The organism is Aliarcobacter faecis (genome assembly GCF_013201705.1).
GTDB classification, from domain to species: Bacteria; Campylobacterota; Campylobacteria; order Campylobacterales; family Arcobacteraceae; genus Aliarcobacter; species Aliarcobacter faecis.
On record NZ_CP053837.1, the window covers coordinates 2129847 to 2142348 of the forward strand.

Here is a 12502-nt window from a genome sequence, read left to right on the forward strand (position 1 = left end):
AACCATCATTTGATGGTTTTATTCCAAATAAAATCATTTAAAAAAATAGCTTTAACAATAATTATATTAAAGTAAGATAAAATATATCTCAAAATTATATTAGGGAAAAATATGAAAGAAAAAAACCTTTTCAATAGAGTTCTAAATTATATTTATAACACATCAAAACAACCTATTTTATTAAAAGATATGTTAGTAGCTTCTGTACAATTTAACAATGGAATGGAAGTTGATAGTTCAAGGCTTGGATTTAGATTAAGACTTACAAGAGCTTATATAGTTTATATTGCTTTAGTTTTAGCTATTATTGTTCCCATTTCACTTTTAACTCACAAATCTTTAGCAAAGATAGATTCTCATATCTCAATAGTTGGTGGTATGGTAATAACAGCTCTAATATTTATGGGATTTAATTATTTTATGGATTTATTAAAAACTAGTATGACAAAAGCAACTATAAAAAAAGCTTGGAGCTTACACTTTCCATTTTTTGCTTATGAAGAGTATTCAACAAAGGTAAATGAGATTTTTGAGAATGCAATGAGAGAAGAGGTTTCAAAAAGAGATTTACAAAAATATATTTTAGATAGATTAGCCAAAATTTAGGCTAAATCTATCTCTTATTTAAAACTGTATCCAGAGCTAGTTTTGTATTTTCCCATCTATTTTGAGAGTTAAGCATAACTAAAAGAATATCTTTTTTACCATCTTTTGCTCTAGCAATTAAACAAGGTCCTGCTTTACTTGTATAACCAGTTTTTACACCTACCATATATTTCTCTTTTGGTAGAAGTTTATTACTTGTATGTGCTGTATAAGTTCTTTTCGTATTTATTGCTTTAAAAGCATAATTCTCTTTTTTAACTATATCGTTAAAAGTTTTATTTTTAATAGCATATTCTGTAAGTTTTAATAAATCACTTGCTGTTGTTTTATGATTTGGAGCATCAAAGCCACAAGGGTTTTCAAAATTTGTATTTTTCATTCCCAAAAGCTTTGCCTTTTTATTCATCATATTTACAAAAACTTGTTTATTTCCATTACCTAAATAAATTGCTATGGCATTTGCTGCATCATTTGCCGATTTTATCATAGCTGCATTTACTAAATCTCGTAAATAGAACTTCTCCCCAACCTTAAAATTTAAAATTGTTGGTTCAACATTTTTCATCTCTTTTGTAATAGTAACTACACTATCCATTTTTCCACTTTCTATTGCTAAAATAGAAGTCATAATTTTTGTAAGACTAGCTGGTCGCACTTGTTGATTTGCATCTTTTTGAAAAATTAACTCTTTTTTAGTCAAATCTTTTACAATGATTGAGTCTAAATCTTTTTCAATTTTTTGGAAAATTTGCTTATCATTATATGAAAAAGCAAAAACAGGAATAATAAGCAAAGAGATAGCTGATTTTAATAATTTCATTTAGTACCTTAATTAGTTATATATTGTGATTATATAATAAAATTATTTAATTATCATATAAAACTTTTGCATTTGGGTTTCTTAGTTTTTTTAATTCCATATCGATATATTTTCCAATATTTTCTTGTCGCTGTTTAAAAGCAATAGTTATTTTTCTTTTTGTCGCTTTTAACTCATATATTGTAAATCCTGCTTCGTATAAAGAAAGTCTTATATTTGTAGATATTGCATAAGTTGTAAGAATTGAATTTACTTTGGAAATTCTATAAATTTCATCAAAATACTCTTTTGTCCAAAGTTCAGAATTTACTTCACTTGAAAAAGCATCTTGATAAACTATATGAAAGAAATCTTTTGGGATTTTTTTTAAATACTCTCTTGCATCACCAATAAAAATTTCAATATTTAATTTTTCACTACTATATTTTTGATTAATTGATAGTTCATTTATAATATTTCTTAAATTAGTAAACTCTTTGGGATAGGAAAAATTTTTCAAAAATTTTACCAAATCAAAATCTAATTCAGGTGAATAGATATTTAATTTTATATCTAACCCATTTTTTAAAATATAGTATATTGTAGCAAGAGTGTTATAACCAATACCAAAACAAATATCTAAAATATTCAACTCTTTTTTATCTTGATGATAATTAAATGCAGGAATTATATGTTTATTTAATGATTCATTTAGTCCACCATCTTCAGTATTATGAAAATGTTGATTATATTTTAACGAAAAAAGTGTATTTGAACCATCTTGTGTGGTTACTAAAATATCATCTTGCATCTATAAGCCATATCCCCAATGATGCATTTTTTTTGCAGTAAAAATTAAAACATCATCAAAAAGCTCTATTGTATTTGGTGCTTGAAAACCAATATTTTCTAACATATCCAAAATTTCATATCGATTATCATTTGAAGTTTTTTCTAAAATTATTATATTTCCAGAATTTTCTAAAGCTTTATAGTGTGATTTCAAAATCTCTTCTTGATTTTTACAATAATATAAAATATTACTTAAAACAACATATTCAAAAACTCTAGCAACACTTAGTTTTGCACTATTTTCATTGCTAAAAGAGATATATTTTATCTTACCTTGATTTTGCTCTTTTATCTCTTCTAAAGTATTATTAATCAAATCTAAATTATTATCTATATGTAAAATAGAGATATTTATATAATTACTAAATAAACCTTTAAAAAGTTCTAGTTTTTCTTGCAAGTTTAGTTTCCTAAACTTGCTAATTTATCTTCACTTAAAAATAGTTTTTCATTTGACATTACACCAATATCAGATTTTAAAATATCTCTTGCAATATCTTTTGCTTCATCAAGTGAGTGCATTGCACATGTTCCACATTGAAAAATATTTAGTTCTGGAATATCACTTTGTTTTTCAACTTTTAAAACATCTTCCATAGCTTTTTTCCAAGCACTTGCTACCTCTTTTTCACTAGGAGTTCCTATTAAACTCATATAAAATCCTGTTCTACATCCCATAGGAGAAACATCTATAATCTCAACTGTTGGAGAGTTTAAGTGATTTCTTATAAATCCTGCAAATAAATGCTCCAAAGTATGAGTACCTTTCTCACTCATCATTTTTTCATTTGGTACACAAAACCTTAAATCAAAAACTGTAATATTATCTCCTTTTGGAGTTTTCATAATTTTTGCAACTCTAACTGCAGGTGCTGGCATAATAGTATGATCAACTCTAAAACTATCTAATAATGGCATAAGAAATCCTTTTAAAATATAATTAATAAAATATTGTTGATTATATCCAAAAGCTATTTAGAATATAAAATGAAATACTTTACAAAATTTAGATATTATATAAATTATTTTATTTATAGTGAAAGAAAAATTATGCAAAATAGTGATTATTTTTTATATGAACAAAATGAAAACAACTATTTTTTAAAATTATTAAATATCTGGAACAAAGATACTTTAACAAATATTATAAAAAATATAGACAATCTGAGAATTCCTAAAAATGCGAATTTGACTATTGATTTTCAAAATATAAAAGAGTGTGATAGTAGTGCAGTTATTTATATAATATCTTTTTTAAAGAATTTTAATGAAGAAAATATTAGCTTTTTAAATTTTGAGAAATTTGAGAAAATATACAATTTTTATAAATCTCACTATCAAGAAAAAAGTTTAGAAATAAAAAATAAAAACCAAATTTTTATAGATATTGGTAAAAAAAGCTATGATATTTATAAAGAAGCAAAATATTTCGTAACTTTTATTGGTGAAGTTTTCTATTTTTTTATCTACTCTTTAAAAAATCCAAAAAAAATAAGATTTACTGCTATGCTAAAATATATTGAAACTTCAGCACTAAATGCACTTTTAATAGTTGCTATAACTTCTTTTTTGGTAGGAGTAGTAATTGCTTATCAAGGAGCTGTTCAACTTGAAAAATTTGGAGCAAATATTTTTATTGTTGAGATGATAAGTATAACTATGTTTAGAGAGATAGCTCCTCTTGTAACTGCTATTGTAATTGCAGGAAGAAGTGCAAGTTCTTATACAGCAGAGATTGGAGCTATGAAAATAACAGAAGAAGTAGATGCTATGAGAACTATGAATTTTGAACCTATCCTCTTTTTAACTCTTCCTAGAATTTTTGCCTTAGGCTTATCTTTACCACTATTAGTATTTCTTGCTGATATTATAGGAATAATAGGTGGAATGATAATAGCTTATACTAGTTTAGATGTTAGCTTTGTAGAGTTTATAAATAGGTTATATAATGAAGTGGCATTAAAACATCTTTTAATTGGTGTTTTTAAAGCTATCTTCTTTGGATTTATAATAGCTATAATTGGCTCTTACAGAGGTTTTCAAGTACAAAGTAATACTACAAGTATAGGAAAATATACAACAATTAGTGTAGTAAATGCTATTTTTGTAGTTATTGTAATAGATGCTGTTTTTTCTGTAATATTAACTAATATGGGGATATAAAATGGAGATTATAAAAGTTTCAAATCTTTATACAGCCTTTGGAGATAATATTGTTCATGAAAATCTATCTTTTAATGTCAAAGAGGGTGAGATTTTTGGAGTTTTAGGAGGAAGTGGTTCTGGAAAAACTGTTTTAGTAAAACAAATTGTAATGCTAAATCAAATCCAAAAAGGAGATATAGAGATATTTGGTAAGAATATATCAAACCTAAATTTAAAAGAGATAGAAAAAATAAAATTGCAATTCTCATATCTCTTTCAATTTGGAGCTTTATACTCATTCTTAAATGTTATAGATAATATTGCTGTGATGCTAAAAGAGTACACAAATTTACCAAAAGATTTGATAGAGAAAATAGCTTATACCTATTTGGATATTGTAGGTCTTCCAAAACATACAGCAACACTTTATCCTAGTGAACTTAGTGGTGGTATGAAAAAAAGAGTAGCACTTGCAAGAAGTTTAGCATTACAACCAAAAATTCTATTTTTAGATGAACCTACAAGTGGATTAGACCCAGCTAGTACAAAACAGGTAAATGAACTACTTTTATATTTAAAAAATAGTTTAAATATTACAATTGTTATAATAACTCATGATTTAGAGACTATAAAAACTGTTCTTGATAGATTTATAATAATTAGAAAACAGATAATCTTTGATGGAGATATAAAAGAGGCAATGGCTTCAAATGATAGATTTATAAAAGATTTTTTAACAAATGAAAAGGGGGCATAATGGATACAAAAATTAATTTTTTTAAAATTGGCTTATTTGTAACTATTTTATTTGCAAGTCTAGTTATAGCTATATTCTGGCTTGGAAAATATGGAATTGAGAATAAAAAATATGATGAATACTCTATATATTTTTCAGAATCTATTTCTGGATTAAATATTGGCTCATCAATAAAATTTATGGGATATGAAGTAGGAACTGTAAAAAATATTAAAATAAATCCATATAATTCACAAGAGTTACAAATAGATATAGAAATTCAAAAAAACACTCCTATAAAAGAGGATAATTATGCAATTTTAGGGAATTTGGGTATTACAGGGCTTAAATATATTGAGTTAAAAGGGGGAAGTAATAGTTCTAAACTTTTAAGTGAAAATCAGTATGGAACAAAGGTAATACCTTCTAGAAAATCAGCTCTTAATACTTTGGTTGATTCTACTGAAGATATTACAAAAGAGCTTACACTTTTACTACTTCAATTTAGAAAAATATTAAGTGAAGATAATTTAGCAAACTTTTCATTACTTTTGGAAAAGAGTCAAAAAAGTATGACAAATATTGAGGATTTTTCATCATATTTAGTAAAAAACCAAAATAAAATTGATGAACTATTAAATAAAATAAAGAATTTTACAGTAGTGGGAAGTTCATCTTTTAGTAGTGTAAAAGCTTCAGCTGATAATTTTAAGGAATTAACAACAAAAATGAAAGATGAGTTTGATAAAGGAACTTTTGATATAAAAGAGATAACTCAAGATAATCTTGATAATCTCTCTTCTGTACTTAAAAGTTTGGAAGATAATTTAAATCAAACTCAAGATTTAATAAAAAATATAAATGAAAGTCCAAGTGATTTACTGCTTAAACAAAAAACTATAAAATATGGTCCAGGAGAAAAAGATGAAAAATAGTATTTTAATTTTAACGATATTTTTTCTATTTAGTGGATGTGGATTAAAACAAGAAGCTATATCTATAAATCACTATTCAATAGATTTTAAAACTGAAAAAAAAGTAAATAAACCAAAACTTAGTTCAATTTTTATAGAAGAACCAAATGTAAATAAAGCTTTTAATCTAACATCAATTTTTTACACTATAAAGCCATATATGTTTGAAGAGTATGCAAAAAATAGATGGATAAATCTCCCTTCAAATATGATTTATAATCAATTAACTGATTCATTTACTTCAAGTAATATATTTTCTAATGTTATATTAAAAGATAAAAAAATTGAATATGAATATAGTTTGAAGACAGAAGTTATAAAGCTTTATCAAGTTTTTGAGAATGATAAATCTTATGCTATTTTAAAAGTAAATTTTATTTTAATTAAAAATGGACAAATTTTTAAATCATACACTTTTGATAAAAAAATCTTATGTGATGAAAATAGTGCATACGGTTTTGTAAAAGCTTTAAACATTGGATTTGATGAAGTTATAAATAGTTTATTAAAAGATTTAACTTCTTTACTTTAAAATATTTATAGCTAATTGCTTTTAAAACTAATTTATTATTTCAATCTCTTTGCAATAATAGGTGCGATATTCATCACAATAAAAAGTCGTACAATATGGTGTAAAGTTATATAAGGAAGATTCGCTCCTACTAAAAGAGCTATTAAATTTATCTCTGTTTGTCCACCTGGAGCAAAACTTAGCATAATATCCAAAGCCTTAAAATCTAAAGTATAAAAGATAATTGCTATAAAAATAGCTGATAAAATAGCTAAAATAATAAAATGCCCCAAAGTAGCAACAAGTGTTTGATATATTATTTTCAAAGGAACACCTTTAAAAGTAAATCCAATAATTACCCCAAAAACTATCTGAATAAACTTTAAAAACTCATCAGGAATAGCCACACTATAAACTCCAGTTGAGTATAAAATAATACTTAAAATCATAGGTCCCATCAAAAAAGCAGCAGTTAGCTTTAACTTTTTTGCAAATATTGCAGCAAATATTGCAAGAATATATAAAGAGCTAAACTCAAAGAAATCAATATTTTTCAAAGGAGTGGTTAGTAGTTGGTTACCTCTTATATCTATTTGAAAAATATATTGAATTATAAAAGGTAAAGAAACTACTACAAAAAAGAGCCTTGAACTTTGCATTAAAGTTATTTTTGCTGTATTTGCTTTTAGCTCTTCTCCTATTATAACCATCTCTATTACACCACCTGGCATAGAGCCTAAATATGAGGTTTTTAAATCATATTTTAAAACTTTATAGTAGTAGAATGTTCCAAAAAATATAACTAAAATTGTAAAAGGAATTACTAATAATAAACTTGCAGTATAGTGTGGAATATATTTTAAAATTTCTGGAGTAAAAGCACTTCCAATAGCAAGACCTATTAAAATCCTTGCTGGTGGAGAGAATACTTTTGGGCTTTTTATTGGTAGTTTTTCAAATCTAATAACAATAGATGTAGCAAAAATACTTCCCAAAAGCCAAGGAAGAGGAAGATGTAAAAAGATAAAAATCAATGAACCACAAAGCCCTAAAATTAGGGCTAATAGCATTTGAGAAATATTCTTTATCATAAAGAAGCTAGATATTTAACAGCTTCAAGAGAATCTTTTTTTATAATATTAGTATATTTACTTAACTCTTCTTCATTTGAGTAACCACATAAAAGACCAATAGAGTTTATAGAAGCATTTTTTGCAGAGATTAAGTCCAATTTTGTATCTCCTATCATAAAAGCTTCATTTTTATTTTTATCATAATTTAAACTATGTAAAGCTTTTAATATTGGCTCTTCATGTGGTTTTGGATTCTCAACATCTTCTCTTCCAATAATTACTTCAAAATGTTTTCCTATATCAAAATTATCTAAAATTGGAGTTGAGTAAATCCTTGTTTTTGTAGTAACCACTCCTAATTTCGCAAATTTTGAAGCTAAATTTACTGCTTCAAAAGCATTTTCAAGTAAAGTTGTTTGTGCTACTGAAATATCCTTATATCGCATTTTATAACTATCTACAAAATCCCAAACTACACTTTTAGACACTCCCAAATTTTCAAACATAATATCAAGTGGATAGCCAATTTGTTTTTTTATATCTTCAAGACTTCCCTTAAAATCAAAACTATGCGTAGAAAAAGCATATAAAAATGTACTTGTAATTGCATCTGTTGAATCTATTAAAGTTCCATCTAAATCAAATAATATAATCATCTCTTTTGCCAAAATTTATTCCTTATTCTTCTATTTGCCAATCTTTTTGATTGTGCATTATTCCTATAAATGCAGGTTCTACATTTTTTATTTTTTTGTTTATAGCAGTTATTCCATCTGGAATATATAAAAATAGATATGGTAAATCATCACTTATTAGTTTAAAAACCTCTTTATAAATAGTACTTAACTCATCTTTATCTATAGTACTAATTCCCTGTTCAATTAACTCATCAACTTTATCATTTTTATAACCAACTAGATTAAATCCACCTAATTTATCACTTGAGCTATGCCAAATAGGATAAGCATCAGGAGTCAAAGGCATAGACCAACCAAGAAGTATAGCTTCAAATTTTCTAGGGTGAACAACTGTATTTAAAAAAGCTTGCCACTCCATAACTCTTATTTTCATATTAACACCAGCTTTTTGAAGTTGATATTGTAAAATTTGAGCTGCATTGACTCTTATATCATTCCCTGTATTTGTTACTACTTCAAATGTAAAAGGATTCTTTTCATCATATCCAGCTTCTTTTAAAAGTTCTTTTGCTTTTTGTATATCTTGAAGTATAGGATTAACTTCGTTATTGTAAGCATAAGAATTTGGCATAAAAGGTCCATTACAAACTTGTCCATATCCAAAAAACAAAATATCAACTAACTCTTGTCTATTAATTGCCAAAGATAAAGCTTGCCTAACTCTTTTATCTTTAAATTTTTCATCTTTTAAATTCAAGCCCAAATAACTATATGTAAAAGCTGGTTTTTGTATTATTGTGTACTCTTTTTTAAAACTATCATCTATTTGTCTATCTACTTGAATTGGATCTAATGTACCAATATCAAGTTTTTTCTCTTTTAAATACAAAAAAGATGTACTTAAATCTGGTAAAAATTTATATAAGATTTTATCAATTTCTGGTTTTCCATCAAAGTAATCTTCATTTGCAATAAGTTCTATATCTTGCCCTACTTTAAACTCTTTTAACTTATATGAACCTGTACCTATTGGATTTTTATTAAAAGAACTTGTCATAAGATTTTCTTCATCTTTTAAAATATGGTATGGAAGTAATCCTACCATCCAAACTTCCAAAGCTTTAAAATATGGTTTTTTATACACTATTTCAACTGTTGAATCATCTATTGCTTTTACGCTCTCAATCTCTTGAAAATTTGATTTTATAGAATTAAAAACTTTTGGATTTATGATTTGTTCATAAGTAAAAATCACATCTTTTGAAGAAAGTTTTACTTTATCATGCCATAAAACATTATCTTTTAATTTCACAATTAATTTTGTAGGACTTATAAATTCATAACTTGAAGCTAATTCAAGAGTTACATTTCCATCTTTATCATATTTAAAAAGTCCATTAAAAAGCCAATCAGATATTTCACTACTAGCACTATCATTTGATAAAATTGGATTTAGCCTACTCGGGCTTGAACTCATAGATAAAGTTAGAGTTGAAGCACTTAACGATATAAAAAAGATTAGGTTGATTAGTAAAAATTTCATTAGGTATTTTATAGTTTTTTTACAAAAAATCCCATAAATTGGCTTTTAATTTTTATTTGTGATACAATTCATTTTTTTATTGCAGGGGAACGTAAAAGCGTTGAGAAGGTAAAACCTGACCCTTTGAACCTGATGGTTAATACCAGCGTAGGAAGCGAATTTTTAAAATTAAAATTTAATATAAAAGGTGCTTTCTAATATGAAAGTACCTTTTTTTTTACCTAAAATAAAAGATATTCAATAAAATAAAAATTTTTTAACAAGGAATTATGATGAGACAAAATGAAATTATATTTGCAAATAAAAAAGTTTTAACAATTGCAGGTTCAGATTGTATTGGTGGAGCAGGAATACAAGCAGACCTAAAAACTTTTAGTGCTTTTGGAAATTATGGTATGAGCGTAGTTACTTCAGTTGTTGCTGAAAATACTTTTAGAGTTATTGATATTCAAGATATAAATCCAAATATTATAGAAAAACAACTTATTGCAGTTTTTGAAGACATTACTCCTGATGCTATAAAAATTGGAATGTTAGCAAATATAGAAACTATGAAAATAGTAGCAGATTTTTTAAAAAAACAAAATGTAAAGAATATTGTAATTGACCCCGTAATGTATGCAAAAAATGGTGATGCATTGATGGATATAAAAAATATGAGTAGTTTAATAGAAATTATTATCCCCCTTGCAGATGTTCTAACACCAAATATAGCAGAAGCTCAACATTTAGCAAATATGACAATATCTTCAAAAGAGCAGATGAAAGAAGCTGCAATAAAAATATATGAAATGGGTTGTAAAAGTGTTTTAATAAAAGGTGGTTACACTTTAGAAGATGCAACAGATATCTTATATGATGGAGTTGAATTTCACTACTTTTCATCACCAAAAGTTGATACAAAAAATACACATGGAACTGGTTGTACTTTTTCATCAGCAATTGCTTCAAACTTAGCTTTAGAAATACCTCTAAAAGAAGCTATTCAAAACTCAAAAGAGTATATCTATAAAGCAATAATAAACTCACCAAATATTGGAAAAGGTAATGGTCCAACAAACCATTTTTTTAAATTTTTTAAATAGGAAGAATTATGATAAATGATTTAGTAAATATCTTAAATAGTATAAAGGAAAAAAATCCATTAATTCATCAAATTACAAACTATGTTACAGTAAATGATTGCGCAAATGTAACTTTAGCAGTTGGAGCAAGTCCTGCTATGGCTGATGATGAGAATGAAGTTGAAGATTTTGTAAATATTGCATCATCACTTTTAATAAATATTGGAACATTAAATGATGATATAAAAAAATCTATGATTAAAGCTAGTAAAAGAGCCAAAGAGATTGGTGTTCCAGTAGTTTTAGACCCTGTTGGAGTTGGTGCTTCAAAATTTAGAAAAGATTTTATAGAAGAGCTTTTAAAAGATTCTAAAATATCTTGTATTAGAGGAAATATCTCTGAAATAAAATCTATTTTAAATCAAAGTTCCAATACAAAAGGTGCTGATGCTTCAAAAGAAGATATTGAAAATATTAAGAATACAGCAATAATTGCAAAAACATTAGCAAATAGTTTAAATTTAGTTGTAGCAATTACTGGAGAAACTGATGTTATAAGTGATGGTAAAAGAGTAGTTACTATAAAAAATGGTAGCCACCTTTTGCCACAAATTACTGGAACAGGTTGTATGTGTTCCTCTTTAGTTGCTAGTTTTTGTGGAACAAATAAAGAAAAACTATTTGAGGCAACTGTTTTAGCACTTTTGGTTATGGGAATATCTGGAGAAATTGCCTATGATAAGAGTCAAAATCTTGGGCTTGGAACTTTTCATAAAGAGTTATTTAATGCAATAGGAAATTTTGATGAACAAACTCTAAAAGAAAAAGCAAATTTAGAGAATATATTATAAATAAAGGATTAAAAATGTCATTTTCAAGAAGTTTAAAACAAAAAGCTATAAAAGTTTGGGAAGATGGATACAATCACCCATTTGTTCAAGAGTTAGGAGCTGGTACTTTATGTAAAGAGAAGTTTAAATTCTATTTACTACAAGATTATTTATATCTTTTAGAGTATGCAAAAGTTTTTGCAATGGCTATGGTAAAAGCTGATGATGAAAAAATGTTAAGTAACCTTAGCTCTATTACAAAGGCTACTTTAGTAGATGAGATGAAAGTTCATCATTTGTATATGAAAGAGTTTGGAATAAGTGAAGAAGAGGTAAAAAGTGTAAAAGCTAGTTTGTTTAATAGAACATACACTGCAAATATGCTTGCAACTTCACAAAAAGGTGACTTAGTCGAGACTTTAGCAACTGTTTTCCCTTGTGCTTGGACATATTGTGATTATGCAAACAGATTAAAAGAGCAATATAAAGATAATTTAGAAGATAACTTCTACAAATCTTGGATTGAAACTTATGCAGGAGAAGATTTCGAGAACTCATTTCTTTGGTTTTATGATGCAATTGATGAATTAGTAGTAAATAAAACAGCTAAAGAAAAAGAGAAAATAGAAGAAATTTTTATTGCAAGTGTTGAATTTGAATATATGTTTTGGGAAATGGCTTACAATAAACAGATGAGTTATGTAAAATAGATATAAAAAAAGGAGCGACAA

15 protein-coding genes and 1 riboswitch are annotated in these 12502 nt (G+C 26.1%); of the genes, 8 read left to right on the plus strand and 7 right to left on the minus strand.

Annotated features, from left to right (window positions below; translation table 11 throughout):
* The first annotated feature begins 111 nt into the window (after positions 1-111).
* On the plus strand, positions 112-606 hold the full coding sequence (locus AFAEC_RS10630) for a hypothetical protein (RefSeq protein ID WP_026804954.1): 495 nt from the start codon (positions 112-114) through the stop codon (positions 604-606).
* A 7-nt stretch (positions 607-613) separates the two neighbouring features.
* On the opposite strand, the gene AFAEC_RS10635 is transcribed toward AFAEC_RS10630, so the two are convergent.
* The 4 genes from AFAEC_RS10635 to luxS are packed head-to-tail and all read right to left on the minus strand — an operon-like array spanning position 614 to position 3175.
* Entirely contained in the window at positions 614-1426 is an 813-nt protein-coding gene (locus tag AFAEC_RS10635; protein WP_026804953.1) for a D-alanyl-D-alanine carboxypeptidase family protein, read from the minus strand.
* A gap of 46 nt (positions 1427-1472) precedes the next feature.
* Positions 1473-2216, minus strand: coding sequence for a tRNA (5-methylaminomethyl-2-thiouridine)(34)-methyltransferase MnmD (locus tag AFAEC_RS10640; RefSeq protein WP_026804952.1), 744 nt, complete (start codon positions 2214-2216; stop codon positions 1473-1475).
* Positions 2217-2657 (minus strand): hypothetical protein, encoded by a 441-nt coding sequence (locus tag AFAEC_RS10645; protein ID WP_026804951.1) that lies wholly within the window; start codon positions 2655-2657, stop codon positions 2217-2219.
* A 2-nt stretch (positions 2658-2659) separates the two neighbouring features.
* Positions 2660-3175, minus strand: coding sequence for an S-ribosylhomocysteine lyase (luxS, locus tag AFAEC_RS10650; protein ID WP_026804950.1), 516 nt, complete (start codon positions 3173-3175; stop codon positions 2660-2662).
* A gap of 132 nt (positions 3176-3307) precedes the next feature.
* On the opposite strand from luxS, the gene AFAEC_RS10655 reads away from it, so the two are divergent.
* Genes AFAEC_RS10655 through AFAEC_RS10670 form a run of 4 tightly spaced genes read left to right on the plus strand, consistent with a single transcriptional unit; the run spans position 3308 to position 6644 of the window.
* A complete protein-coding gene (locus AFAEC_RS10655; RefSeq protein WP_026804949.1) occupies positions 3308-4420 on the plus strand; it encodes an MlaE family ABC transporter permease in 1113 nt (370 codons plus the stop codon).
* Between the two features lies 1 nt (position 4421).
* Positions 4422-5159: an ABC transporter ATP-binding protein gene (locus AFAEC_RS10660; protein ID WP_026804948.1), complete on the plus strand. Its 738-nt coding sequence runs from the start codon at positions 4422-4424 to the stop codon at positions 5157-5159.
* Positions 5159-6073, plus strand: coding sequence for an MlaD family protein (locus tag AFAEC_RS10665; RefSeq protein WP_026804947.1), 915 nt, complete (start codon positions 5159-5161; stop codon positions 6071-6073). The genes AFAEC_RS10660 and AFAEC_RS10665 overlap by 1 nt, the downstream gene beginning before the upstream one ends.
* Positions 6063-6644: an ABC-type transport auxiliary lipoprotein family protein gene (locus tag AFAEC_RS10670; RefSeq protein WP_026804946.1), complete on the plus strand. Its 582-nt coding sequence runs from the start codon at positions 6063-6065 to the stop codon at positions 6642-6644. The genes AFAEC_RS10665 and AFAEC_RS10670 overlap by 11 nt, the downstream gene beginning before the upstream one ends.
* A 35-nt stretch (positions 6645-6679) precedes the next feature.
* Here the strand turns inward: AFAEC_RS10670 and AFAEC_RS10675 are convergent, their stop codons facing one another.
* The 3 genes from AFAEC_RS10675 to AFAEC_RS10685 are packed head-to-tail and all read right to left on the minus strand — an operon-like array spanning position 6680 to position 9877.
* On the minus strand, positions 6680-7714 hold the full coding sequence (locus AFAEC_RS10675) for an AbrB family transcriptional regulator (RefSeq protein ID WP_051487433.1): 1035 nt from the start codon (positions 7712-7714) through the stop codon (positions 6680-6682).
* A complete protein-coding gene (locus AFAEC_RS10680) occupies positions 7711-8352 on the minus strand; it encodes an HAD family hydrolase (protein WP_026804944.1) in 642 nt (213 codons plus the stop codon). Before AFAEC_RS10680 ends, AFAEC_RS10675 begins: the two co-directional genes overlap by 4 nt.
* Positions 8353-8374: 22 nt before the next feature.
* The gene (locus AFAEC_RS10685) at positions 8375-9877 is read right to left on the minus strand and encodes a peptide-binding protein (RefSeq protein WP_026804943.1); all 1503 of its coding nucleotides are present in this window, start codon (positions 9875-9877) and stop codon (positions 8375-8377) included.
* Positions 9878-9950: 73 nt separating this feature from the next.
* A riboswitch (TPP riboswitch) is annotated at positions 9951-10048 on the plus strand.
* 101 nt (positions 10049-10149) lie between these two features.
* Here AFAEC_RS10685 and thiD point away from each other — a divergent pair.
* Genes thiD through tenA form a run of 3 tightly spaced genes read left to right on the plus strand, consistent with a single transcriptional unit; the run spans position 10150 to position 12481 of the window.
* Positions 10150-10962, plus strand: coding sequence for a bifunctional hydroxymethylpyrimidine kinase/phosphomethylpyrimidine kinase (gene thiD / locus AFAEC_RS10690; RefSeq protein ID WP_034215966.1), 813 nt, complete (start codon positions 10150-10152; stop codon positions 10960-10962).
* An 8-nt stretch (positions 10963-10970) separates the two neighbouring features.
* Positions 10971-11792 carry a hydroxyethylthiazole kinase gene (gene thiM / locus AFAEC_RS10695; protein WP_026804941.1) on the plus strand — a complete coding sequence of 274 codons (822 nt, stop codon included), beginning with the start codon at positions 10971-10973 and terminating at the stop codon, positions 11790-11792.
* A 14-nt stretch (positions 11793-11806) separates the two neighbouring features.
* Positions 11807-12481, plus strand: coding sequence for a thiaminase II (gene tenA, locus AFAEC_RS10700; RefSeq protein ID WP_034215963.1), 675 nt, complete (start codon positions 11807-11809; stop codon positions 12479-12481).
* Positions 12482-12502 lie beyond the last annotated feature (21 nt).

Bases quoted from the DNA above. Each gene is read 5' to 3' on its own strand.
- thiM (WP_026804941.1), top strand. From the start codon at position 10,971: ATGATAAATGATTTAGTAAATATCTTAAATAGTATAAAGGAAAAAAAT.
- AFAEC_RS10655 (WP_026804949.1), top strand. From the start codon at position 3,308: ATGCAAAATAGTGATTATTTTTTATATGAACAAAATGAAAACAACTAT.
- tenA (WP_034215963.1), top strand. From the start codon at position 11,807: ATGTCATTTTCAAGAAGTTTAAAACAAAAAGCTATAAAAGTTTGGGAA.
- AFAEC_RS10675 (WP_051487433.1), bottom strand. From the start codon at position 7,714: ATGATAAAGAATATTTCTCAAATGCTATTAGCCCTAATTTTAGGGCTT.
- AFAEC_RS10630 (WP_026804954.1), top strand. From the start codon at position 112: ATGAAAGAAAAAAACCTTTTCAATAGAGTTCTAAATTATATTTATAAC.
- luxS (WP_026804950.1), bottom strand. From the start codon at position 3,175: ATGCCATTATTAGATAGTTTTAGAGTTGATCATACTATTATGCCAGCA.
- AFAEC_RS10635 (WP_026804953.1), bottom strand. From the start codon at position 1,426: ATGAAATTATTAAAATCAGCTATCTCTTTGCTTATTATTCCTGTTTTT.
- AFAEC_RS10680 (WP_026804944.1), bottom strand. From the start codon at position 8,352: ATGATTATATTATTTGATTTAGATGGAACTTTAATAGATTCAACAGAT.
- thiD (WP_034215966.1), top strand. From the start codon at position 10,150: ATGAGACAAAATGAAATTATATTTGCAAATAAAAAAGTTTTAACAATT.
- AFAEC_RS10685 (WP_026804943.1), bottom strand. From the start codon at position 9,877: ATGAAATTTTTACTAATCAACCTAATCTTTTTTATATCGTTAAGTGCT.
- AFAEC_RS10665 (WP_026804947.1), top strand. From the start codon at position 5,159: ATGGATACAAAAATTAATTTTTTTAAAATTGGCTTATTTGTAACTATT.
- AFAEC_RS10660 (WP_026804948.1), top strand. From the start codon at position 4,422: ATGGAGATTATAAAAGTTTCAAATCTTTATACAGCCTTTGGAGATAAT.
- AFAEC_RS10640 (WP_026804952.1), bottom strand. From the start codon at position 2,216: ATGCAAGATGATATTTTAGTAACCACACAAGATGGTTCAAATACACTT.
- AFAEC_RS10670 (WP_026804946.1), top strand. From the start codon at position 6,063: ATGAAAAATAGTATTTTAATTTTAACGATATTTTTTCTATTTAGTGGA.